Origin of the sequence: Vannielia litorea, assembly GCF_018424695.1 — a bacterium.
In the GTDB taxonomy this organism is placed as follows: Bacteria; Pseudomonadota; Alphaproteobacteria; order Rhodobacterales; family Rhodobacteraceae; genus Vannielia; species Vannielia litorea_A.
Window position 1 is genome coordinate 21345 of the sequence record NZ_QTNQ01000017.1, and the last position, 22425, is coordinate 43769.

30 protein-coding genes are annotated in these 22425 nt (G+C 67.1%); 22 read left to right on the forward strand and 8 right to left on the reverse strand.

The window, feature by feature from the left end:
- Window positions 1-46 precede the first annotated feature (46 nt).
- The 9 genes from DYI42_RS08325 (at window position 47) to rnhA (ending at window position 5429) form a co-directional block, all read left to right on the forward strand.
- On the forward strand, window positions 47-550 hold the full coding sequence (locus DYI42_RS08325) for a hypothetical protein (protein WP_213545475.1): 504 nt from the start codon (window positions 47-49) through the stop codon (window positions 548-550).
- A gap of 115 nt (window positions 551-665) precedes the next feature.
- Entirely contained in the window at window positions 666-1091 is a 426-nt protein-coding gene (locus DYI42_RS08330) for a hypothetical protein (RefSeq protein ID WP_213545476.1), read from the forward strand.
- A gap of 5 nt (window positions 1092-1096) precedes the next feature.
- Window positions 1097-1702 carry a LysE family translocator gene (locus DYI42_RS08335; RefSeq protein ID WP_213545477.1) on the forward strand — a complete coding sequence of 202 codons (606 nt, stop codon included), beginning with the start codon at window positions 1097-1099 and terminating at the stop codon, window positions 1700-1702.
- The gene (locus DYI42_RS08340) at window positions 1699-2313 is read left to right on the forward strand and encodes a class I SAM-dependent methyltransferase (RefSeq protein ID WP_213545478.1); all 615 of its coding nucleotides are present in this window, start codon (window positions 1699-1701) and stop codon (window positions 2311-2313) included. The genes DYI42_RS08335 and DYI42_RS08340 overlap by 4 nt, the downstream gene beginning before the upstream one ends.
- Window positions 2314-2323: 10 nt before the next feature.
- Window positions 2324-3019: a lysophospholipid acyltransferase family protein gene (locus DYI42_RS08345; RefSeq protein WP_213545479.1), complete on the forward strand. Its 696-nt coding sequence runs from the start codon at window positions 2324-2326 to the stop codon at window positions 3017-3019.
- The gene (locus DYI42_RS08350; RefSeq protein ID WP_213545480.1) at window positions 3016-3966 is read left to right on the forward strand and encodes a phosphatidate cytidylyltransferase; all 951 of its coding nucleotides are present in this window, start codon (window positions 3016-3018) and stop codon (window positions 3964-3966) included. The genes DYI42_RS08345 and DYI42_RS08350 overlap by 4 nt, the downstream gene beginning before the upstream one ends.
- Window positions 3966-4334, forward strand: a complete 369-nt coding sequence (locus tag DYI42_RS08355) for a hypothetical protein (protein ID WP_213545481.1) — start codon at window positions 3966-3968, stop codon at window positions 4332-4334. The genes DYI42_RS08350 and DYI42_RS08355 overlap by 1 nt, the downstream gene beginning before the upstream one ends.
- On the forward strand, window positions 4327-4962 hold the full coding sequence (locus DYI42_RS08360; RefSeq protein WP_244867731.1) for a CDP-alcohol phosphatidyltransferase family protein: 636 nt from the start codon (window positions 4327-4329) through the stop codon (window positions 4960-4962). The genes DYI42_RS08355 and DYI42_RS08360 overlap by 8 nt, the downstream gene beginning before the upstream one ends.
- Before the next feature lie 17 nt (window positions 4963-4979).
- Window positions 4980-5429 (forward strand): ribonuclease HI, encoded by a 450-nt coding sequence (rnhA, locus tag DYI42_RS08365; RefSeq protein ID WP_213545483.1) that lies wholly within the window; start codon window positions 4980-4982, stop codon window positions 5427-5429.
- 109 nt (window positions 5430-5538) lie between these two features.
- Here the strand turns inward: rnhA and DYI42_RS08370 are convergent, their stop codons facing one another.
- From DYI42_RS08370 to DYI42_RS08390, 5 genes are all read right to left on the reverse strand, one after another.
- A complete protein-coding gene (locus DYI42_RS08370) occupies window positions 5539-7338 on the reverse strand; it encodes a capsule biosynthesis protein (RefSeq protein ID WP_213545484.1) in 1800 nt (599 codons plus the stop codon).
- Window positions 7316-7975, reverse strand: coding sequence for an ABC transporter ATP-binding protein (locus tag DYI42_RS08375; RefSeq protein ID WP_213545485.1), 660 nt, complete (start codon window positions 7973-7975; stop codon window positions 7316-7318). The genes DYI42_RS08370 and DYI42_RS08375 overlap by 23 nt, the downstream gene beginning before the upstream one ends.
- A gap of 299 nt (window positions 7976-8274) precedes the next feature.
- Window positions 8275-9522, reverse strand: a complete 1248-nt coding sequence (locus tag DYI42_RS08380; protein WP_213545486.1) for a Na+/H+ antiporter NhaA — start codon at window positions 9520-9522, stop codon at window positions 8275-8277.
- A gap of 104 nt (window positions 9523-9626) precedes the next feature.
- On the reverse strand, window positions 9627-10664 hold the full coding sequence (locus DYI42_RS08385) for a permease (RefSeq protein ID WP_213545487.1): 1038 nt from the start codon (window positions 10662-10664) through the stop codon (window positions 9627-9629).
- Window positions 10657-10995 (reverse strand): ArsR/SmtB family transcription factor, encoded by a 339-nt coding sequence (locus DYI42_RS08390; RefSeq protein WP_213545488.1) that lies wholly within the window; start codon window positions 10993-10995, stop codon window positions 10657-10659. The genes DYI42_RS08385 and DYI42_RS08390 overlap by 8 nt, the downstream gene beginning before the upstream one ends.
- 153 nt (window positions 10996-11148) lie before the next feature.
- Between DYI42_RS08390 and DYI42_RS08395 the strand changes: the two genes are divergently transcribed.
- Window positions 11149-11892 (forward strand): pyridoxine 5'-phosphate synthase, encoded by a 744-nt coding sequence (locus tag DYI42_RS08395; protein WP_213545489.1) that lies wholly within the window; start codon window positions 11149-11151, stop codon window positions 11890-11892.
- Window positions 11893-11943: 51 nt separating this feature from the next.
- Here the strand turns inward: DYI42_RS08395 and DYI42_RS08400 are convergent, their stop codons facing one another.
- On the reverse strand, window positions 11944-12843 hold the full coding sequence (locus DYI42_RS08400; protein ID WP_213545490.1) for a LysR substrate-binding domain-containing protein: 900 nt from the start codon (window positions 12841-12843) through the stop codon (window positions 11944-11946).
- Between the two features lie 88 nt (window positions 12844-12931).
- Between DYI42_RS08400 and DYI42_RS24465 the strand changes: the two genes are divergently transcribed.
- From DYI42_RS24465 to recO, 11 genes are all read left to right on the forward strand, one after another.
- Window positions 12932-13066, forward strand: a complete 135-nt coding sequence (locus DYI42_RS24465; RefSeq protein ID WP_274608804.1) for a hypothetical protein — start codon at window positions 12932-12934, stop codon at window positions 13064-13066.
- A 38-nt stretch (window positions 13067-13104) separates the two neighbouring features.
- The gene (locus tag DYI42_RS08405) at window positions 13105-13527 is read left to right on the forward strand and encodes an ABZJ_00895 family protein (protein ID WP_213545491.1); all 423 of its coding nucleotides are present in this window, start codon (window positions 13105-13107) and stop codon (window positions 13525-13527) included.
- Window positions 13524-13979 carry a hypothetical protein gene (locus tag DYI42_RS08410; protein ID WP_213545492.1) on the forward strand — a complete coding sequence of 152 codons (456 nt, stop codon included), beginning with the start codon at window positions 13524-13526 and terminating at the stop codon, window positions 13977-13979. Before DYI42_RS08405 ends, DYI42_RS08410 begins: the two co-directional genes overlap by 4 nt.
- A gap of 7 nt (window positions 13980-13986) precedes the next feature.
- The gene (acpS, locus tag DYI42_RS08415; RefSeq protein ID WP_213545493.1) at window positions 13987-14391 is read left to right on the forward strand and encodes a holo-ACP synthase; all 405 of its coding nucleotides are present in this window, start codon (window positions 13987-13989) and stop codon (window positions 14389-14391) included.
- Window positions 14392-14592: 201 nt separating this feature from the next.
- Entirely contained in the window at window positions 14593-15387 is a 795-nt protein-coding gene (gene lepB / locus DYI42_RS08420; protein ID WP_213545494.1) for a signal peptidase I, read from the forward strand.
- Window positions 15388-15391: 4 nt separating this feature from the next.
- Window positions 15392-16114 carry a signal peptidase I gene (gene lepB, locus DYI42_RS08425; protein ID WP_213545495.1) on the forward strand — a complete coding sequence of 241 codons (723 nt, stop codon included), beginning with the start codon at window positions 15392-15394 and terminating at the stop codon, window positions 16112-16114.
- Window positions 16111-16791, forward strand: a complete 681-nt coding sequence (rnc, locus tag DYI42_RS08430; protein ID WP_213545496.1) for a ribonuclease III — start codon at window positions 16111-16113, stop codon at window positions 16789-16791. Before lepB (DYI42_RS08425) ends, rnc begins: the two co-directional genes overlap by 4 nt.
- Window positions 16791-17591 (forward strand): endonuclease/exonuclease/phosphatase family protein, encoded by an 801-nt coding sequence (locus tag DYI42_RS08435; RefSeq protein WP_213545497.1) that lies wholly within the window; start codon window positions 16791-16793, stop codon window positions 17589-17591. Before rnc ends, DYI42_RS08435 begins: the two co-directional genes overlap by 1 nt.
- A gap of 58 nt (window positions 17592-17649) precedes the next feature.
- Window positions 17650-18561: a GTPase Era gene (gene era, locus DYI42_RS08440; RefSeq protein WP_213545498.1), complete on the forward strand. Its 912-nt coding sequence runs from the start codon at window positions 17650-17652 to the stop codon at window positions 18559-18561.
- Window positions 18558-18884 carry a DUF1491 family protein gene (locus tag DYI42_RS08445; protein ID WP_213545499.1) on the forward strand — a complete coding sequence of 109 codons (327 nt, stop codon included), beginning with the start codon at window positions 18558-18560 and terminating at the stop codon, window positions 18882-18884. Before era ends, DYI42_RS08445 begins: the two co-directional genes overlap by 4 nt.
- A complete protein-coding gene (recO, locus tag DYI42_RS08450; RefSeq protein WP_213545500.1) occupies window positions 18884-19609 on the forward strand; it encodes a DNA repair protein RecO in 726 nt (241 codons plus the stop codon). Before DYI42_RS08445 ends, recO begins: the two co-directional genes overlap by 1 nt.
- Window positions 19610-19613: 4 nt before the next feature.
- On the opposite strand, the gene DYI42_RS08455 is transcribed toward recO, so the two are convergent.
- Entirely contained in the window at window positions 19614-20006 is a 393-nt protein-coding gene (locus tag DYI42_RS08455) for an META domain-containing protein (RefSeq protein ID WP_213545501.1), read from the reverse strand.
- Window positions 20007-20082: 76 nt separating this feature from the next.
- On the opposite strand from DYI42_RS08455, the gene DYI42_RS08460 reads away from it, so the two are divergent.
- A complete protein-coding gene (locus DYI42_RS08460) occupies window positions 20083-20682 on the forward strand; it encodes a hypothetical protein (RefSeq protein ID WP_213545502.1) in 600 nt (199 codons plus the stop codon).
- A 42-nt stretch (window positions 20683-20724) separates the two neighbouring features.
- On the opposite strand, the gene DYI42_RS08465 is transcribed toward DYI42_RS08460, so the two are convergent.
- The gene (locus DYI42_RS08465) at window positions 20725-22407 is read right to left on the reverse strand and encodes an acyl-CoA dehydrogenase family protein (RefSeq protein WP_213545503.1); all 1683 of its coding nucleotides are present in this window, start codon (window positions 22405-22407) and stop codon (window positions 20725-20727) included.
- Between the last annotated feature and the right edge of the window lie 18 nt (window positions 22408-22425).

Below are 22425 nucleotides of genomic sequence, written 5' to 3' on the forward strand. Positions count from 1 at the left end.
CGATTTGTCAGGTGACAACACACCTTTGCTCAAGCAGGGTGCCTGCATGACACGCTGCCTGCTTCCGACCGCCCTGCTTCTCGCCACCGCCGCCTGTGTTCAGGCCGAGCCGGACGGGCCGCAAGGCGAGGTTTTTGCCACATACGGCTATGACAACGGCAGCCTGCCCCCGCCTTACCGCGAGGAATTTCGGGCTGCGTTCAGCCGTGAGGGGCAGGTGCGGCTGACGGCCTGCCGGGGCTATGGCGAAGAGGGCTGCGTGAGCCTTGACGCCGCAACGAAGCCCGGCGCGGCAGAACGGATCGCGGCAGCAGCGCGGGCCTCGGGGCTGGCGCAGACGCCCGCCGAGAAAGACCCGGAGCCGCCCATCGGTGGCGGGCTGAAATGGGGCGAGGTGGTGCTGGGGGGCGCGACCTATGCGGCCATCGCCCTGCCTGTCCGGGCGGATGCTGCGCGAGTGGACGCCCTGCTCGCGGCGCTTGACGCGGAAGTGCCCGAGGCGGCCCGCAAGGCAGTGAACGCCGAAGCGGACAAGAAAGCCGGGAAGTAGGGATTTTTCTTTTCACATCGCGCGGGCTGGGGCAGGGTTGGCCATGGCCTGTTTTCGTTTGTTCCTTTGCCTCCTCCTTCTCGCACCCGTCGCGGCCCTCGCCGAGGCCCCCGCCTTGGTCGCCAGATACCTGCATGAAAATACCAGACCGACCGAACCCGGCTTCAAGGGTTTCTACTTCGAGGTCTACTCGGATTCGAGCGTGATGCTCATGGCTTGCCGGGGCCCGGATGAGGACGATTGCGTGACGCGCTATGCCAAGGCCGACCATGAGAAGGTGTATGCCATTGACGCCGCGGTTGAGCGCAGCGATTTTGCGGCGCGGCCCCCGCGTGCGTTGCCCGCCCCCAAACGCTATGGCGAGGCGCGGGCCGGTTGGGTTTGGGGCGTGGGCAACGACGGGCTGAAGCTGCCGCCCTTCGTCAGCCCTGCCGATGCCGCCCGGATGAAGCCAATCTACGACGCGATCCGCGCCGCCGTGCCGATCCGTGATTTTCGTCGCGTGAACCGCGATGCCGACAAGCTGTTGAAACGAAAGTAGCCTTCATGACCCTTGCCTTCCTCGTCACCGCCTTCCTCGTCTGCCTCGCACCGGGCATCGGGGTGGTCTACACCATGTCGATGACGCTGGGCGGCGGCTGGCGTGCGGGGGCCTTCGCGGTGATCGGCTGCACGCTGGCCACCGTGGTGCACCTTGCCGCCGCCATGGCCGGGCTGGCCGCCGTGCTGCACACCTCCGCGCTGCTCTTCCAGGCGATCAAATGGGCCGGCGTGGCCTACCTGCTGTGGATGGCCTGGGGCACGCTGAACGGCAAGGGCACGCTCGACGTGAAGGCCGAAACGCCCGGCGCGGCGCTGCGCATCGTGCGGCGCGGCATCACGCTCAACATCCTCAATCCCAAGATCCCGATCTTCTTCGTGGCCTTCCTCCCGCAGTTCATCACCCCCGGCGCCAATGCCACCGCGCAACTGGTGCAGCTTGGCCTCGCCTTCGTGGTGATGACCTTCGCCGTCTTCGCGCTCTACGCGGTGCTGGCGGGCACCATGCGCGCCCGGGTGCTCGCCTCCGAGCGGGCAATGGCCTGGCTGCGCCGCGCCTTTGCGGCCTCCTTCGCGGCGCTGGGCCTCAAGCTGGCCTTCGAGCGGGCATGAACCCCGAAGACACGCTCGCTGTCTACGACGCGCGGGTGGAGGACTACGTGGCGATGAGCGCGGCGGTGAAGGAGCGCAAGGATCTGGAGGCCTTCCTGTCGCACCTGCCGCCCGGTGCCCGTGTGCTCGATCTGGGCTGCGGCCCCGGTGCCTCCGCCGCGGTCATGGCCGAACAGGGCTTCGAGGTCGAAGCATTGGACGGCTCTTCGGAGATGGTCGCGCGGGCCGAGGCAATTCCGGGCGTCACCGCGCGGCAGGCCCGCTTCGAAGACGTTGATGGCCGCGCCGTCTACGATGGCATCTGGGCCAATTTTTCCCTGCTCCACGCCCCGCGTGCCGAATTCCCCGGCCACCTGGCTCGCCTGCACACGGCACTTAAGCCGGATGGCTGGCTGCACCTCGGCATGAAGCTGGGCGAGGGCGAAGGGCCAGACAGCATCGGGCGGTTCTATTGCTACTACGGCGAGGCCGAGCTGGACGGGCTGCTGGCTGCGGCAGGCTTTGTTCCGCGGGCGCGGCGGGTCTCGCGCGGCAAGGGGCTTTCGGGGCAGGTGGATGACTTCATCTGCATCCTCGCGCAGGCCATTCCCGGCGGGGCAACAAAGGGTTAACCTCCGCGGCATGGACAAGCTCACCACCGCCGCCCGCGCCTTCGCCGCCAAGACCATGGGCCACGCCATCGTGTTCTTCGCCTGGCTGGTCACCGCCGTGCGGGGCATCTGGGAGGGCTGCGAGCCGGTGCCGGTGCAGCGCGTCTACTTCGCCAATCACACCTCCAACGGGGATTTCGTGCTGATCTGGACGGCCCTGCCCTCGCGCCTGCGCCGCCGCACCCGTGCGGTGGCCGCCGCCGACTACTGGCTCACCAACGGCTGGCGCAGCTTCATCGGGCGCGACGTGTTCAACACCGTGCTGATCTATCGCGGCGAAGAGGGGCGCGATGTGAACCCGATGGAGAAGATCCTGGAGGCGGTGGATGCGGGCGACAGCCTCATCATCTTCCCCGAGGGCAAGCGCAACATGGATCCGGACGTGCCGCTGCTGCCGCTGAAATCGGGGATCTACAACATCTCGTCGCAGCGCGACGAGGTCGAGATGGTGCCGGTCTGGATCGAAAACCTCAACCGGGTGCTCCCCAAGGGCAAACTGGTGCCGGTGCCGCTGCTCTGCACGGTCAGCTTCGGCACCCCGATGCGGGTGCGCCCGGACGAGAGCCGGGAAGCGTTCCTCGAGCGGGCCAGCTCGGCGCTGCTGGCGCTGAAGCCCGCCACCGGGCCGCAGGCAACATCGGGCGAAGCCCCGGAGGGCAGCGCATGAGTGCCGCGAGTGCCGACCTCCTGAAGCTGCTCTTCGGCACCCTCTGCGTGCTGGTGCTGGCCACCTTCATCGGCCGGGTGTTGCGGGCCTACGTGGCGCCCGACCGCTCCAACCCCGGCATCGAAAACCTCAACGCGCGGATCGACGCCTGGTGGGGCATGGCGGCACTTCTCGGCCTCGCCTTCCTCGCGGGCAAGACCGGGGTGATCGTGCTCTTCGCCCTCATCGCCTTTGCCGCGCTGCGCGAGGTGCTCACCCTCACCACCAAGCGGGCCGCCGATCACTGGGCGCTGTTCGGAGCCTTCTTCGTGGTGCTGCCGGTGCAGTTCTGGCTGGTAAGGGACGAGTGGTATGGCTTCTATTCAATCTTCGTGCCGGTCTATGCCTTCCTTCTGCTGCCGGTCGTCGCGGTGCTGCATGGCGACACGCGCGACGTGTTCATCCGCATCGCAGAGACCCAATGGGCGCTGATGATCTGCGTCTATTGCGTCAGCCACGTGCCCGCCCTGCTGACGCTCAGGATTGAGGGCTACGAAGGGCGCGAGGTGCTGCTGATCGCCTGGCTGGTGATCGTGGTGCAGATCTCGGATGTGCTGCAATACACCTGGGGCAAGCTGGTCGGGCGCACCAAGGTGGCGCCCACCGTCTCGCCCTCCAAGACATGGGAAGGGCTGGTGGGGGGCGTGGTCTCGGCCTCGCTGCTCGGCACCGCGCTCTACTGGATCACCCCGTTTTCGCCGTGGCAGGCGCTCGGCATGGCGCTGGCCGTCACGCTCATGGGCTTCTTCGGCGGGCTGGTGCTGTCGGCTATCAAGCGCGACCGGGGGGTGAAGGACTGGGGCCACCTGATTGCCGGCCACGGCGGCTTCATCGACCGGATGGATTCGGTCGTCTTTGCCGCGCCGATCTTCTTTCATCTGGTGCGCTACTTCTGGTCGGTGGTCTGATGGGCGTGCTCGACTCGTCGCTGGCCCACACGGCGGCGGGGGCCGCGCTGATGGGCGGCTGGGCGTTTTACGCCAATTCCGGCCACCCGATGCCCACGCCGCTCTGGGCGGCGCTGGTGCAGGGCGCGATGACGGCCGCCATCACCTACGGGCTGAAGCAGGTGCAGGAGGCACTGGTGCCGCGCCTGCCGGGGGCGGCCGGGCTGGTCGGGCCGCCGCTGGTCTGCGGCGCGATGTCCTTCCTGCTGCTCTTCACCATCCATTCGCTTGCGGGCACGCCGGAGGTGCTGGCAACTCTGGCCGTGCCAACCACCGTGGCGACGCTCTATGCCTGCGCCTACACATACAGGCTCTGGTCCCGTGGCTGAGCGCCGCCCCATTGCCGCCCGGGGCTCGGGCTGGGCACAGGCGGCAGCGCGGCGCCTCGCGGCCTCCTCGGTGACGCCCAACCAGATTTCCGCGAGCTCCATGGGCTTCGCCGCACTCGCCTTCGCCTGCTTCTGGCTCACCCGCCCCGCCGGGCCGCTCCTCGAAGCGCTGCTTCTCGTCGCAGCCGCGCTGTTCTGCCAACTCCGCCTCATCGCCAACCTGCTTGATGGCATGGTGGCGCTGGAGGGCGGCAAGGGCGGGCCGACCGGGCCGTTCTGGAACGAGGCGCCCGACCGGGTGGCCGATGTGCTCATCCTCGCCGGTCTGGGGCTGGCCTGCGGGCTGTTCTGGCTGGGGTGTCTTGCGGGTGCGCTGGCCGTGGGCACGGCCTATGTGCGCGAGTTGGGCCGGGCCGAGGGGCTGGCGGCCGACTTTTGCGGGCCAATGGCCAAGCCGCACCGGATGGCGGCGGTGACGGCGGGCTGCGTGGCGGGTGCGGTGGAGGCGCTGGCCACCGGCACCCAATGGGCGCTCCTCGCCACCCTGTGCCTAGTTGCTCTGGGCACCGCCGCCACCGCGCTGCGCCGGTCGGTTCGGCTCATTCGGGCCTTGTCTCTGCGCGCCTGAAGCGGCAGACAGCGGCCATGCCAGACCTCTTTGCCTATACCGACGGAGCCTGCTCCGGAAATCCCGGCCCCGGCGGCTGGGGCGTGCTGCTGCAAGCCAAGGAGGGCGATGCGGTGGTGAAGGAACGTGAGCTTTCCGGCGGCGAGGCGCAGACCACCAACAACCGGATGGAGCTGATTGCGGCGATTTCGGCGCTGGAATCGCTGAACCGCGATACAGAGATCACCGTCGTGACCGACTCGGCCTATGTGAAGAACGGCGTCACCGGCTGGATCCACGGCTGGAAGCGCAATGGCTGGAAGACCGCCTCGAAGAAGCCGGTGAAGAACGTGGAGCTGTGGCAACGGCTCGACGAGGCGAACCGGCGGCACCGGGTAACGTGGCAATGGGTCAAGGGCCATGCCGGGCACCCCGAGAACGAGCGCGCCGACGAGCTGGCGCGGGCCGGGATGAAACCCTTCAAGTAGGCGCGGGTGGCCAGCGGCCGGGGGTTTCACACCCCCGGACCCCCGTGGGATTTTCGCAGAGCAATGAGAAGCAGGGCGGCGCCCGGGGCACCGCCCGGCCCGGGTTGCGTCAGGCGGCGACCTGTTCGCGCAGCACCGAGGCGGTGAGCGAGATCATCAGGTAGATGCCGGCAAAGATCAGCAGCGCCAGCGCGGTGTTCTCGAAGGCGCGCGGATAGGTGGCCTCGTCGGGGGCGATGGGCGCCACGCCGAGCGAGAGGTAGCGCACCTGCCGGTTGGCCTCGATCCGCGCGGTCTCAAGCTGGGCCGCGGCCTGCTGGAGCAGCAACTGCCGGGTCGCCAGATCGGCCTCTGCGATGCGCAACTCGCCCGAGATCCTGGCCAGGGAGGCGCCGTTATCGGTTGACTGGGTCATCGAGTTGCGCAGCTCGGCTACCAGGGCCTTCAGCCGCGATATCTCGCCCTCCAACGCCCGCACCCGGGCCTGGTTCGGGCGGGCGTTGGAAAGCTGCTGCTGAAGGTCCAGTTCCTTCTGGCGCAGTTCCACCTCGAACTGGGTGATCTGGCTCATCAGCGAGCCGGATTCGCTCACCGGATCGAGCACGCCGAGCTTTTCCTGCAGCTCCAGAACGCGCTTCTGCGCGGCAAGCACCTTGGCTTCGGCTTCCTCGAAACTGCCTCGTGCGCCCTTCATCTGGTCTTCCCGCAGGCGTTGGGTCAGCTGGTCCACCTGCTCTTCGGCGTAGCTCAGAAGCGCTTCCGAGAACTCCTGGCTCTTCTCGGGAGTCGCGGCGATGACCTCCATCTTCAGGATGCCTTCCGACGGGTCATAGCCGATCTTCACGTTGCGCTGATACAGCCGGTAGGCCGCCTCGTCGGTGGCGCCCACCTCGAGCCGCTGGATCGGGTCGATGAAGTCCTGTTCGAAATGCGCCTTGAAGCCATGTTCCGCATCCAGCCGCTTCATCGCGGCCCGGCTCGACAGGTAGCTCTGCACCGTTGTGCTGTCTTGCTGGGTTGCAAGGCTGGTGCCCTGGAACAGTCCGCCAAGGCCGGCGGCTGCGGTGGGCTCCGCCTGCTGGATCAGGAATTCGGACTTGGTGGCATAGAGCGGCGTCGCCAGCACGTAGTAGTACCAGCCCGCGATGAAGGCGGGCAGAAGCACGAAGAAGGCCAGCCGGGTGAACAGCAGCAGCGACTTGCGGCGGCGCCGGCGGGCGATGTCCTGCTGGATGCGGCCGATCTCGGTGGCGCGCTGCTCGGCGGAGTTCAGCGCCGGTCCGGGCACGGGCGCTTCCTGCGGCACAGCCACGCTGGTGCCGGGCCCCGCCTGGCGGGCAACCTGCGGCAGGTTGGGCGAGGCGCCCCCGCCCTTGCCCTGCGCCTTGGCGTTGTTCTGCACCAGTTCCAGCATCGCAGAGCGCTGGAACGGGTCGATCCCCCGATCCCGCAGCTGCTTGACCGCGTCGAAATCGGAGGTCGGGGTGAGCCCGTGCTTCTGGGCCACCCGCCGCGCCATCCGCAGCTGGCGGCCGGTCAGGCCTTCCTTGCGGATGTCGGCAATTGTCTGCTCGCTGCGCGCACTCTCGGCCGAGGCAACATCACCGCTCTGCACGGCACCCTTGCCCCGCGCCGCGGCTGCCGCCGTGGGCATCATGTCGGGGCCAAAGCCGTCATCGTGCATATCGGGCGAGGCGGCCTCCATCATGGCCACGTTTTCGTCCTTCGCCGTGCTGGGCTCGCGCAGCGTCACGTCCTCCGCCTTTGCTTCGGGCGCGGGCTGCTGTTCCACCGGCGGCGGGGCCACCTTGCGGGCCGTCGCCCCCTCGGTGGCCGCCATGGCCTGGCCGGGCGTCAGAGGCCCGTCCCGCCGGATGCGGAACTTTCTAGCCTTGGGCTTGGTAGTCATAGAGCCTCTTCGCCTCTTCCAGCGTTTCAAACATGTGGAACTGCCCGTCCCGCAGCACCGCCGCCGAGCGGCAGAACTTTTCCAGCGTCCCCGGCTGGTGGGACACGATGATGACGGTGGTATCCTTCAGCCGCTCCCGCAGGATGGACCCCGCCTTGCGGTTGAACTCCACATCCGTTGTCGAGGGCATGCCCTCGTCGATCAGGTAGATATCGAAATCGAGTGCCAGCATCAGCGAAAAACAGAACCGCGACCGCATGCCCTGGCTGTAGGTGCCCACCGGCATGTCGAAGTATTCCTCGATCCCGCAGAGCCAGCGGCAGAAGGCCTCCACGTAATCCGGGTCCAGCCCGTAGAGCCGGGCGATGTAACGGGCGTTCTCGGTTCCCGTGTGCTTGTTGACCACGCCGCCCATGAAGCCGAGCGGAAAGGAGATGCGGCAACCGCGGCGAATTTCGCCCTCGTCGGGCTTTTCCAGCCCGGCCATCATGTTGATGAGGGTCGTCTTGCCGGTGCCGTTGGGCGCAAGGATGCCAAGCGAGTTGCCAAGCTCCACGCTGAAAGTCACGCGATCAAGGATCACCTTGCGCTGCTTCCCGGTCCAGAAGGACTTGCTGACGTTGGAAAATTCCAGCATCCGTCGCCTTTGCCACTGCTCGTTTCTACACCTTAGACGGTGTTTGGTTAATACATTGGTATAGTTTGGCAGTTGGGCAGCAATATGTCGCCCTTTACCCCAGGTTTACAACGGTTTCAGGGGCAACTTGGGCCTGATTGTGGCCGTTTCCGCGCCAAACCTTGGTGTCCCAGGCAAATTGTGCCGCTGCCGTCACCAGCAGGCCTGTCACGCGGGGCGAAGGCGCTGCTGCATCCCGGTTTCGGTGGTCGGCGCGGGCAGCAGGCTTTGTAGCGCCGCGCCCAGGCCGCTGCCCCGTGTCAGCCGTCCTGCTTCTCTACCCGGGTCATCTTGCCCGCCATGATCGAGAGCACCGCAGCGCCAAAGCTGAAGAGAGCCCCCATCTTGGCCGCGTCCTGCACCATTCCGGGTTCGAAGGCCACCGAGGCCACGAAGAGCGAGACGGTAAAGCCGATGGCGGCAACGAAGCCGATCACCACAAGGTCGATTGAGCGCATGCCGGCGGGCAGGCCCAGCTTCAGCGGATAGGCGGCGATCCAGCCCATCAGGAAGATCCCGACCGGCTTGCCGATGATCAGCCCCGCCAGCACCAGCCATGTCGCGTCGCCGATGGCGTTGAACTCCACACCCGCGTTCAGCAGGCCGAAGAAGAACAGGATCACCTCGACCGGGTGCTTCAGCATGTGCTCGGCCTTGTTGAGCAGGTCGCTGAGATACTGTTCGGCCTCCGAGAAGATGCCGAAAGCACGGTCGGCGTGGGGCAGTGTCGGCACGATGGGCAACAAGCCCAGCGCCGGGTGGATGCCCGCTTCCTGGAAGCCATACCAGCTCACGCAGCCCGCCAGCAGGTAGGGCCAGACGCCGAGGGTGGAGGCCATCCAGGTGGAATGGGGCCGGTCCTGGTTGCCCGCGTCGCGCTTGCGGGGCAGCCAGTTGCACAGGATGAAGACGGCCAGTGCCGCGCCCACCGAAAGCAGCAGCCACTCGGGCGCAAGCTCGCCGGAGGGGTAGAAAATGGCCAGAATGATGAGGCCCGCCGCATCGTCGGCAATCGCCAGCAGCAGCAGGAAGCGCACCGCCGGGTGGCCCGCACCAAAGACCATGCGGCCCACCAGATAGGAGAAGGCGATGTCGGTGGCGGTCGGGATGGCCCAGCCGTTGGCAACGGCGCTATAGGTCTCTGAACCAAGGAAATAGGCGATACCGAGGTAAACCGAGATCGGCCCGACCATGCCGCCCACGGTGGCGATCAGCGGCGTGGCAGCTTTCTTGCCGCGCAGGCTGCCGTTTTCCAGAATCACGGCTTCCCAGACTTCCTTGGCCGCGATCGCGAAGAAGAAGGCCATGAGCACGTCGTTGACGAGGTAGTGCAGTGTCAGGGTGCGATGGCCATCATGCAGATTGCCGATGGGCGCGTGATCCCAGATCACGAATTCCACGAAGTGGTGGTAGCTGTCGGCGTCAATATTGGCCCAGATCAGTGCGATGATCGCGCCGGCGATCAGCAGCAGCGAGTAGTTGGTGACGAAATTCCAGACCCGATACATGCCTCACCCCTCTGTCAGCGCGTTCTCCCCAGATACGCAAATCGCGGGGCGGGGGCAACCGGGGGTGACGATGCGGTGCGTCGGGCCCCACGGGCGCGTCGGCGTCAGGCAAAGGCCTCCCAGGCGAAGCCTGCGAGAACGGCCCCGACAAAGGCGAAGCCGAGATAGGCGGCAAAGACCCGGGGCTTGACCAGCGCCCAGACGGCCACCGCCGCCGGGATGCAGGAGACGCCGCCCGCGATGACGAAGGCCATGGCCGCGCCCTGGGTCATGCCCTGCGCGATCAGCGCATCGACCAGCGGCACCGCGGCATAGCCGTTGAGGTAGGCAGGTGCCCCCACCAGCGCGGCGATGAGCACCGGGGCCACCCCTTCGCCGCCCACGACGGAGGCAATCGCCTCGGCAGGGACATAGCTGAGCATGAGGCTTTCCAGCAGGTAGGCCAGCAGCAGCCATTTGATGAGGAAAAGCCCGTTTTCAACGGCGTTCTCACGGAAGGTTTCGCGGCGCGCGGACTCGCCCCAGAAGCGCCAGACAGGCTTGTCCTCGAAGGGCGATTTGGCCGAGCAGCAGGAGCCGCAGGTCTTCTTCGGGCGGAGCGGGTCGGCAAAGACCGGCGAGCGGGCCAGCGCCATGGTCACAAGCCCGCCCATGAGGCCGAGGCCGACGGCGGCGGCGGTCTTGGCAATGGCGAACTCAAAGCCCAGCGTGCCGGCGGTGATCGAGAACATCGCCGGGTCCATCAGCGGCGAGGCGAGCCAGAAGGCCATCACAGGGGCCAGCGGCACCCCGAGCGCGAGCAGCGCGGCAATGAACGGGATCACCTGGCAGGAGCAGAAGGGCGAAAGTCCGCCAAGCAGCGCCGCCATGACGATCATGTGTGTCTGCTGCCCGGTGAAGGCCTTGGCCAGCAGCGCCTCGGCGCCCGTGGCCTTGAGCCAGGCCACGGCGAGCACGGCAAAGGCGATGTAGGGCGCGGTCTGTAGCAGGGCTTGCAGGGCAAAGCTGGCGGTGGGCCAGAGCTGCGCGGGATCGAAGAGGGCGAGGGCGGCGAGGATCAGCGCCGAGGCGATCCAGGCCTTGGGCGCCCGGTCCCAGAGATCACGGGCGGAGGGGCGAGGGGTCTGAGTGAGGTCAGCCATGGTCTTGCTCTCCATCGGGCGCGTCGGCGCAGCATTCGGCAAGGAGGAAATCGGTGAGGGCGCGGATCTCGGCATAGGCCACGGCGGCGCAGATGATGCTGCGGCCCTGCTTTTCCTGCCGGACGAGGCCTGCCGCCGCCAGGATCTTCATGTGGTGGGTGAGGGTGGAGCCGGTCACGCCGGTGCGCGCGCCCAACTCCCCGATCCGCAGTCCGCCGGGCCCGGCCCGCACCAGAACGCGCAGCACCGCGAGGCGTTGTTCAGAGCCAAGCGCCGCGAAGGTCGAGGCGGCGGTGGCGAGGGAAAGATCGTCCGGCTGATTCATTTTCATAGTTCTAGAAATATCGAAGGGATTGCCCGCCTGCAAGACATTTCGACAATCATGAAACAATCCCGCCCCACGCGATCAGACGGAGGCGCACATCCTCCCCCTTCCAACCGGCCCCAAGCCGCCATAAGGTCCGCCCCGGAAAGGGCCCTCAGAATGACAGATACACTCCGCCTCGGCGTCAACATCGACCACGTCGCCACCGTCCGCAACGCCCGCGGCTCGGCCTATCCCGACCCGCTCCGCGCCGCCAAACTGGCCGAGGAGGCGGGGGCCGACGGCATCACCGCCCACCTGCGCGAAGACCGTCGCCATATCTCGGACGGCGACATCGAGGCGCTGATGGAGGCGCTCACCGTGCCGCTCAACTTCGAGATGGCCGCCACCACCGAGATGCAGGCCATCGCCCTGCGCCACAAGCCCCACGCCGTCTGCATCGTCCCCGAAAAGCGCGAAGAGCGCACCACCGAGGGCGGGCTTGAGGTCGCGCGGGAAGAGAACAAGCTGGCCCATTTCATCGCCCCGCTGGCCGAGGCGGGCTGCCGCGTGTCGATCTTCATCGCCGCCGACGCCCGCCAGATCGAGGCGGCCCACCGGATCGGCGCGGCCGTCGTCGAGCTGCACACCGGCGCCTATTGCGACGCCCACGCCGAGGGCCGGTTCGACGAGCGCGACGCGGAGCTCGAGCGCCTGTGCGAGATGTCCACCTTCGCCCATTCCCTCGGGCTCGAAGTCCACGCGGGCCACGGCCTGACCTATGACACGGTGCAGCCCATCGCCGCCTTCCCCGAAGTGCGCGAGCTGAACATCGGCCACTTCATCATCGGCGAAGCAATCTTCCGCGGCCTCACCCCCGCCATCCAAGAAATGCGCCGCCTGATGGACGAGGCCCGCAGCTAATAGAATTTTCCCGAAGATCTTTCTCGGCCCAAATTTCTTCAGGAAGGATTTTCAGGGGGCGGACCCGCCCAACCCCTCCGCCGCAATCGCACCCTTCAGCCACCGCCGAAACAGCCGCGCCGGGTTGGAGAGGCTTCGCCCTTCAGCGTGCAGCAGCCAATAGCTGTGCTCTGTGGTCCGCCAGCGGGGCAGGGGGGCCACCACCTGGCCGCGCGCCAGCGGATCACGCGCCAGCACCTCGAAGGCGAGAAACAGCCCTTGCCCGGCCATCGCCGCATCGAAGCACAGCGACGCTTCCGAAAACTCCGGCCCGCCACCCAGCTTCAGCTCGGCACCCTCTGGCCCGAGCCAGGCCTCCCAGCCGAACATCGCGCTGCTGTCGCGGATGATCGGACGCCCGGCGAAGTCTTCCGGCCCTGCGATTCCCGCGGCCATCTCGGCGGAACAGACAGGCACGATCCGCTGGTCGAAAAGCTTCTCGCAAGCCACGCCCTTGTAGCCGCCAGGGCCGATCCGAACCGCGAGGTCGATGTCGGAGGTTCCAAAGTCGATCAGCCCCACCGCGCTGTCGATGCGCACCTGAATGTCGGGATGGGCGCGGGTGAAATCGGCCAGCCGCCAGATCAGGAAGCGCGCCGCGAAGATCGGCGCGACCGACACCGTGAGCACGTGGGCCTTGTCCCGCCGCGCCGCCTCTGCGGCGCGGGTCAAGGCCGCGAAACCCTCCGCGAGCCCGGCGAAAACCTCCTCGGTGCCCTCGAGCGGCACCATCCCGCCGGGCCGCCGCTCGAACAGGGCTCGCCCCAGCGCCGCTTCGGCCCGCGCCACCTGCTGGCTCACCGCGCCGGGCGAAACCTCAAGCGCGGCGCCCGCCTTCGAGAGCGAGCCCAGCCGGGCCACAGCCTCGGCGGCGCGCAGGGCATTGAGGGGAATGTGATTCAGGGCCACCATATAGATATCCTATATTCACATCCAGATCCGGAACAATATTTCAGCGCACAAGGGCGGATTATATTCAGTCTAACTGAAAGGACATACGATGATCCACTTCCTCCGTCGCCTCTTCCCCACGCAACCCAAACCCGACCCGGAAGACCCCTTCACCCACCCCGCAGTGCGCACCATGTCCGCCCGCGAGCTGGCCGACCTTCCCCTGCCGCGCCCCACTCGCTAGTCTCTGCGCAAACAGGTCAACGGGCGGAGACAGCTGACATGCGGGCCAACCTTTTCCGATACGCGGGCGTCTACATCGCGGTTGCGCTGACCCTCTCCCTCGTCACATGGCTTCTCGCGGCCTTCGCCGGCTTCAGCTTGCCCACCGGCCTCTCCACCGTCTTGCCGCCGATCCTGGCGGCCCTGGTTGAGGGGCAATGCGTTGCCCGGGCCACGCGTGCGCCTCTGGTCGGAAGCGAAGCATGGGGCACCGCGCTGCGGATGACGGCCGTGGTGGCCGCAATCAACCTTGTTGTCCTGATCGGTGCCTTGCTCTTCTCGCCCGAGCTCAACAACCCGCAGGCACTGGGCATCATCGGAGGCGTCTTCGTCGTGCTGCTCGTGCTGGTCCTCCTGGTCAACCGCGTCTTCTACGCCATGGGCGTGAAGAGCCAGTTGAAGGCGCTGGAGGCGGGCAAATGATGCGCGCTGCGCTCGCTCTGCTGGCCTTCACGCTTCCCGCCGCCGCGCAGGAGGTGTCTGACTGCGGCGACTGGCGCACCCAGGCCCGCAACATCCCCGAGCCCTGGGAGGCCAGCACCCGTACCTTCGCCAACGGCGACGTGCGCCTCGTTCTGCTCGACACCATCGAACCCGCCGCCGCCCCCTATCACCTGATGATCCTCTCGCCCCCCTATGACGAGGTGGGCGGGCGCCAGTGCAAGGTGCTGTCCCGGGAGAACCAGTCAGGCTGGGCGGGGATGCAGTTCGAAATCCTCGAAGCGGGCTATGACCCGGCCAAGGGCCTCACCTTCACTCTCCCGGCGATGATCTGGCTGCCCGAGAAAAACTTCGTCAACTCCACAGTGCTGTCGATCACCCTCAACCAGTCCACGGGCGAGATCACCGTCACCCAACAGCTCGGCAACGAATGATCCGCCGATGATTCTGGGCATCGGCACCGACCTGGCGAACATCGAACGTATCGCCGCGACGCTGGAGCGCTTCGGCGACCGTTTTCGCAATCGCGTCTTCACCGAGATCGAACAGCGCAAGGCCGAGCGGCGGGCAGACACGCCCGGCACCTACGCAAAGCGCTGGGCGGCGAAAGAGGCCTGCTCCAAGGCGCTTGGCACCGGGCTGCGGATGGGCATCGCCTGGAAGGATATGTCGGTGCGCAACCTGCATACTGGCCAGCCGGTGATGGAGGTCACGGGCTGGGCCGCCGAGCGGTTAGCCTCGATGACGCCGGCGGGGCATGAGGCGGTGATCCACGTCACGCTTACCGACGATCACCCCTGGGCGCAGGCCTTCGTGGTGATCGAAGCCCTGCCGCAACGCACCTAGGGGCAGGAAATGGCGCGCCCGCAATCATGTCGGATGACATGTGCATGGGATGTGCATCGGTTCTGCATCACTTGTGTGCCCCATCTTCCCCCGTCCCCCGGCGGCGTTAACCAGCCGGAACGTCACTGTGAGCCCTGCTTGACACCACCGCGCCCCCCGGCCATGTAGCGTCGCGGGCGCAGCGACAGGCGAGGGAGCCGAATGGCCGAGAAAACCAAAGCCGGCGACGGCATCATGGAGACGATCAAAACCGTCTTCTGGGCGCTCATCATCGCCGGTGTCTTCCGCACCCTGTTCTTCCAGCCTTTCTGGATCCCGACAGGCTCGATGAAAGACACGCTGCTGATCGGCGATTTCCTCTTCGTCAACAAGATGGCCTACGGCTACTCCCGCCATTCCTGCCCCTTCTCGGCCTGCCCCATCTCGGGCCGGATCTGGGCCGGCGAGCCGGAGCGCGGCGATGTCGTGGTGTTCCGCCACCCGGTGAGCGGCGCCGATTTTGTCAAGCGCCTCATCGGTTTGCCGGGGGACCGCGTTCAGGTGACCAATGGCCAGCTCATCGTGAATGACGTGCCCTACAAACAGGAAGACGGTGGCCTCTTCACCGAGATCAAGGAGCCGCAGGGCAGCCAGGGCACCGAGCCCGCCTGCTCCAACGCCCCGGTCGGCCAGGGCGGCACCTGTGAGAAACAGCGCCTCATCGAAACCGATCTGAACGGCAAGAGCTACGACACCCTCGATGTCCGCTACCTGCCCAACCGCCACCAGGATGAAACCAGCGTCTACGTGGTGCCCGAGGGCCAGTACTTCTTCATGGGCGACAACCGCGACAACAGCCAGGACAGCCGGGTCTCGCAGCAGCTTGGCGGGGTGGGCTTCGTCCCCTTCGAAAACCTCATCGGTCGCGTGGATCGGGTGATGTTCTCCTCCGCAGGCCGCTCGCTCTTCTACTTCTGGACATGGCGGGGCGACCGCTTCTTCCACAAGGTCGAGTAATCCGGTGCGCCGGGTTTTCTACTGGCTTTTCATCGGCTTCGGCGCGGCCCTCGTCTTCGGCCTGCCCGCCGCCGCCCTCGTACTCCGCCTGATCTGGGCACCGTTCTACATCCCCGCAGGCTCGATGAAGCCCACCCTGTTGGTGGGCGACTATTTCTTCGTGAACGAGCGCCTGCCGCGCCCCGTCGAGCGCGGCGATGTGGTGGTGTTCGACCACCCCGTCACAGGGGCCGATTTCGTCAAACGGGTCATCGCGCTGGAGGGCGACACCATCGCCGTGCAGGGCGGCGTGCCGGTGCTCAACGGCGCGCCGCTGGCGCAGGAGCCTGTGGGTGATTTCGAGGAGGTCATGGAAGGGCAGGGGCCGCGCCGCAACCGCCCGCGCTGCGCCAATGAACCGGTGGGGGAGGGGGCGATCTGCCTCAAGTCCCTGCTGCGAGAGACCTTCCCCTCCGGGCGCAGCCACCACGTGCTCAACCTCTCCGATGGCGGACCGATGGATACCACGTCCGAGGTTACCGTGCCGCCCGGCCATATGTTCGTGATGGGCGACAATCGCGACAACAGCCTCGACAGCCGCGTGCCCCAGCCGCAAGGCGGCCTCGGTTTTGTCCCGCTCGAAAGCGTCCGCGGCCATGCCGACAGGGTGATCTTTTCAGCCGCCGGGTCGTGGCTTTATGATTTTCGTAACTGGCGGTCGGATAGATACGGGAAAGTGATCGAATGAAGCTCTCGGCAGATGTTCAGGCCTTCGCCGCCCGGCTCGGCCACGGGTTCACCGATCCGGCGCTGCTGATCCGGGCGCTCACCCACCCCTCCTTCACCACCACGGGGCAGGAGAACAACCAGCGCCTCGAGTTTCTGGGCGACCGCGTGCTCGGCCTCGTGATCGCAGAGGCGCTGATGGAGGCAGACCCCCACGCGCCCGAAGGCCAGCTTTCGCCCCGGTTTCACGTGCTGGTCAACAAGGAGACCTGCGCCGAGGTCGCCCGCGAGATCGCGCTGGGCGATGTACTCAAGCTTGGCCGCTCCGAGATGCAATCGGGCGGGCGCCGCAAGGAGGCGCTGTTGGGCGATGCGATGGAGGCGGTCATTGCCGCCGTCTACCGCGATGCGGGCTTTGACGCCGCCCGTACGGTGGTGCGCAGGCACTGGCTGGGTCGGGTGAAGGCCGTGGAGGCCGATGCGAAAGACGCCAAGACCGCGCTTCAGGAATGGGCGCAGGCGCGTGGGTTGCCGCCGCCCAGCTACGAGCTGCGCAAGCAGGAAGGCGATGGCCACGAGTTCATCTTCCACATGGCCGCCGTGCTGGCCAATGGCGAAGAGGCCACGGGCAAGGCCCGCCGAAAGAAGCTGGCCGAGCATGAGGCCGCCCGCGCGCTTCTGACCCGGCTCGAAGCCTGATGCGCCTGACCTGCCTCAACGCCTGGGGCGGGCGGATGCACGCCGAGCTCTCCGGCTGGCTTGCGCAAAACGATCCGGATATCCTTTGTATTCAAGAGGTTGTCCACGTTCCGGGCAGCCCTGCGCCGTGGCTCGATTACCGCGACGATGGCCGCAACCTGCCCCAACGGGCCGACATGCTGGCTGACCTTGCCACAGCCCTCCCCACCCATGACATCACCTTCTGCCCCGCCGCCCGCGGCCGGCTCTGGCACGGAGAGGCGCAGGTGTGGTCCCAATGGGGCCTCGCAACGCTCACCCGCAGGGGCCTGCCCGTGACCCATCAGGCGCAGGGCTTCGTCCACGGTGAGTTCGGTGCGCAAGGCTTCGGCGCCCATCCACGCTCCCGCACCGGCCACGCAATTCGCCTGTGGCGGCCCGAGGGGGCGGTCGTTATTGCCCACATGCACGGGCTGCGCGACCCCGAGCAGGGCAAGGCCGATACCCCCGCCCGCGCCGCCCAGGCCGCCCGCCTCGCCGCACTTGTCGAGACCATCCGTCAACCCGGCGATGAGGTGGTTATCTGCGGCGATTTCAATGTGTTGCCCGGCAGCGAAACTCTGCGCACCCTGTCCCGCCTCGCCTCCCGCGAGCTGGTCACCGAGGGCGACCATCCCGGCACCCGCAACAGCCTCTACACCAAGCCCGAGCGCCACGCGGATTACATGATGGTGAGCGCGGGCCTGAGCGTGTCGCACTTCGACGTGGTGCACGAGCCCGAGGTCTCCGACCATTGCCCGCTTGTGCTGACCCTCGCCTGACCCTATGGAAGCGCCTTCGCCCGCAGGCTAGACTCGCCCCAATGAAAGGCCACGCCCCATGACCACACGCGCCGGTTTCGTCGCCCTGATCGGAGAGCCCAACGCGGGCAAGTCGACGTTGACCAACCGCATGGTCGGCGCCAAGGTGAGCATCGTCACCCACAAGGTGCAAACCACCCGCGCCCGTATCAGGGGCGTCGCCATCGAAGGCGAAAGCCAGCTTACCTTCGTCGACACGCCGGGCCTCTTTCGCCCGCGCCGCCGGCTGGACCGGGCGATGGTGGCCGCGGCCTGGGGCGGAGCGGCGGATGCCGATATCGTGGTGCTGCTGGTCGAGGCGCACCGGGGGCTGACCGAGGGTGTGCAGGCCATCCTCGATGCGCTGAAGGAGCGCAGCCCCGAGGGCCAGACGGTGGCGCTCGCGATCAACAAGATCGACCGGGTGAAATCGGAAGTGCTGCTGGCGCTGACCGCGAAGCTGACAGAAGCCTATGAATTTGCAGAGGTTTTCATGATCTCCGCCGAAAAGGGCCATGGCGTGGACGACCTGCGCAAATGGCTCGCCGCCGAGCTGCCCGAGGGCCCGTGGCTCTACCCCGAAGACCAGATCGCCGACCTGCCCCTGCGCATGATCGCCGCCGAGATGACCCGCGAAAAGCTGACCCTGCGGTTGCATCAGGAGCTGCCCTACCAGCTCACCGTCGAGACGGAAGCCTGGGAAAACCGCAAGGACGGTTCGGCGAAGATCGACCAGATCGTCTATGTCATGCGCGATGGCCACAAGGGCATTGTGCTGGGCAACCGGGGCGAGACGATCAAGGCCGTGGGCAAGGCCGCCCGCGAGGAGCTGGAGGAGTTCCTCGGCCACAAGGTCCACCTCTTCCTGCAGGTGAAGGTCCGGCCCAACTGGCTGGAGGAGAGCGAGCGGTATGACGAGATGGGCCTTGATTTCAAGGACGGCAACGCTTGACGCGGCTCACAAGCGGCTTCTGGGTGCAGGCCTACCTCACCCGCCTGCGGCTGGCCGACATCCCCGCTTTCGTGGTGGCCAGGGGCGATGAAACGGCGGGGAACATCCTCATCAAGCAAAGCCCGCTCGACGGCACCGCACGCGCCTTCCAGCGCATCATGGCGATGGACGGCTCCCGCCCCTGGGATGTGCTGGCCGAAGGCCCCGAGGCCGAGGTCGATGCCGCCCTGCGCGACCAGCGCCGCTTCGATCCCGACCTCTGGCTGATCGAGGTGGAAGACCGCGCGGGGCGGCACCTGCTCGACGAGGAAGGGCTCGACTGATGGAGTGGCGGGAGGAAGGCGTGTTGCTGACCGTCCGGCCTCATGGTGAGAACGCCGCGATCATAGAGGTCTTCACAGCCGGTCACGGTCGTCACGCGGGCGTGGTTCGGGGTGGCACCGGCCGCCGGATGTCTCCCATCCTGCAACCCGGCGCCCAGCTCGATCTGACATGGCGCGCCCGGCTGGAGGACCATCTCGGGGCCTTCACCGTCGAACCGATCCGGGCGCGGGCTGCCGGTGTTCTGGGCGACCGCCGGGCACTGGCGGGGCTGGGTGCGGTGACGGCGCTGCTGTCTTTCGTTCTGCCCGAGCGGGCCGCTTATCCGGGGCTCTATACCCGCAGCCTCACCGTGCTCGACCTCATCGAAGAGGCCTCGCCGCACTGGCCGCTCGCCTACCTGCGCTGGGAGCTGGCGCTGCTCGACGAAATGGGCTTCGGCCTCGATCTCACCTGTTGCGCCGCCACCGGGGCCACCGAAGGGCTGGTCTACGTTTCGCCCAAGACGGGCCGCGCGGTGAGCGCCGAAGGGGCAGGGGAGTGGGCGCCCAAGCTGCTGCCGCTGCCGCCCTGCCTCATGGGCGAGCCGCCAGAAAGCCCCGGAGAACTGATGCAGGGGTTTGAAACCACGGGGTATTTTCTTGAGCACCAGCTGCGGGCCTCGCTGGGCGACAAGCCGCTGCCCGGCGCACGCGGACGTCTGCTGCGGGTGCTGGCGAAGGGTTGAGCCGTCACTCCTCCAGCCGGAACACCATTTCCCGGCCCGCCTCGTTCGACAGGATCAGCACCGGCCCCGAGGCTTCGGCCAGCGTCATCTCTCCCAGCGCCTCGAAGAACGCCGCTTCGCCGTTCATGTGCAGGCAGGCCATCCGGGTGGCGGCGATCGGGCCGGGCTGGAACCAGGGGTAGGGCGCTTCCTGAGCCGCCGAGTAGCGGTTGCACGGAGCCTGCCCGGCGATGCGCCCCTCCTCCGTCAGGTCCAGTGTGGCGCCCCACTCGAAGCGGGTGCCGTCAATCTCTTCCAGCCGATACACGCCCGAGGCGTAGCCGGTGAGGGTTTCATCCGCGCAGGCCGTGGCCAGAGGCGGAACAGCGAGGAGGGCGGCAAGGGCAATCGGTTTCATGCCTCACAGCTACGGTGTCCGGCGGCTGCCGCCAAGGGGCCACGTTGCTGCCACACCGTCAGGCGAGACTTTGCACATGCTGAAGCGCTCCACCCTGTTTGCCGCCGTCGCGGCGATTGCGGCCCTCTCCGTCACGGCGGTATCCGGCCTTGTGCGCGACGACCTGGCCGTTCCGCTCGCCGTGGTGCACGGCCCAACGCCGGAAGAGTTGGCGACGGCGCATCCGCAGGCCTGGGCCATGCACAAGGCCTATGGCGAGTTTCTCGCCGGCCCGGCCTGGCACGGGGCCTTCGCGGTGGGGGCTGGCGGGGCGTTCGGCGCGGTGTCGGGCTATGCCGACCGTGGGGTAACCAGGGCCGATGCGCTGGCCCATTGCGCGGCCTGGGCCGAGAATTGCCGGATCGTTGCCGAGATCCTGCCCGCCACGCCGCTCTCCCGTGCCGCACCGCCGGTATCCGGCCCTCAGGCCGAAGCGCTGATTGACTTGCAGCGCAGCCGCGCGGGCCAGCGCGCCTTTGCCGTCGATGCCCGAGGCTACTGGGGCAGCGCCTGGGGCTTTGCGGCCCGCAAGGGCGCCGAGGCCAAGGCGATGGCAGAATGTCGCGCCGCGCAGACTCGAGGCCACGCGCCGGGGCGTCCGGGCTTTGCCTGCAAGCTGGTCTGGGTCGGCCGCTGAGGCCCCGTCAGAGAGGCCAGCCGTCGCCGATCAAGCCGCCCGTCAGCCCAGCAGCCGCCGTGCGATCACCTGCGCCTGAATTTCGGCGGCCCCTTCGAAGATGTTCAGGATCCGCGCATCGCAAAGCACCCGGCTGATCTTGTATTCCATCGCAAAGCCGTTGCCGCCGTGAATCTGCAACCCGTTGTCCGCCGCGGCCCAGGCCACGCGCGCGCCGAGCAACTTGGCCATGCCCGCCTCGACATCGCAGCGCACACCGTTGTCCTTTTCCCATGCGGAGAAATAGGTGAGCTGGCGGGCGATCATGATTTCCACCGCCATCATCGCCAGCTTGGAGGCGACGCGGGGAAAGGCGATGAGTGATTTGCCAAACTGCTTGCGGTCCTGCGCGTATTGCATCGAGATATCGAGAGCCGATTGCGCCACGCCAATGGCGCGCGCCGCCGTCTGGATGCGGGCGCTCTCGAAGGTCTCCATCAGCTGTTTGAAGCCCTTGCCCTCTTCACCGCCGAGCAGGTTCTCGGCTTTCACCTTGAAGCCGTCGAAACCCAGCTCGTATTCCTTCATGCCGCGATAGCCCAGCACCTCGATCTCGCCGCCGGTCATGCCGGGAGTGGGGAAGGGGGTCTCGTCGGTGCCCGGCGTCTTCTCGGCCAGAAACATCGACAAGCCCTTGTAATCGCTGGTCGCGGGGTCGGTGCGGGCCAGCAACGTCATCACATGGGCGCGGGCGGCGTGGGTGATCCAGGTCTTGTTGCCGGTCACCTTGTAGCTGTCGCCCTCCTTCACCGCGCGGGTGCGCAAGCTCCCGAGGTCGGAGCCTGTGTTGGGCTCGGTGAAAACGGCCGTCGGCAGGATCTCGGCGCTGGAGATGCGCGGCAGCCAGCTTTCCTTCTGCTCTTCGGTGCCGCCGCAAAGGATCAGCTCGGCGGCGATCTCGGAGCGGGTGCCAAGGCTGCCCACGCCGATGTAGCCGCGCGAAAGTTCTTCGGACACCACCACCATCGAGGCCTTCGAAAGGCCGAAGCCGCCGTATTCCTCCGGAATGGTCAGGCCGAAGACGCCCATCTCGGCCAGTTCCTCGATGATCTCCATCGGGATCAGCTCGTCCTTCAGGTGCCACTCGTGGGCGTGTGGCTCCACCCTGTCCATCGCGAAGCGGCGGAACTGCTCGCGGATCATCTCCAACTCGTCGTCGAGGCCCGAGGCCCCCACCGTGATCTCGGCGGCGCGCTCCTGCATCAGCTCCACCAGCCGCAGACGGGCGGCCTGGCTGTTTCCGCTGTTGCAGAGGGTCATGACCTCGGGCGCCATCAGAGCGCGCTGCTCGTCCTGGCCAAGGCCGATGTCTTGCAGGCGAATGATCTCACCCTGGCTCATCGGGATGCCGCCGTAGATCTGCCAGAGATACTCGCCGAAAGCGATCTGGTGGATGAGTTGCTCCACCTCGCCGAACTTGCCCTCGCCATCCAGCTTCTTGGCCCAGGCCTGCATCTGCTTCAGCGCTTGCACGTAGGTCGCCAGCCACGCCAGACCATGGGCCGCCGTCTGGTTTGCCTCCACCGCCGCGCCCGACACGCGCCCGCCTTCGGAGAGCGTCTCTTTCAGATGTGCGGTGGCCTTTGCCAGCACCGCCTCGGCAGGGGCCACGGCGGCCCCGGTCAGGCTGAGGAGATCGGGGAGAAGGATGGTTTGGGCGGTCATGTCCTGTCCGTCATGGGGCATGGATTCGGTCCTCTCTGT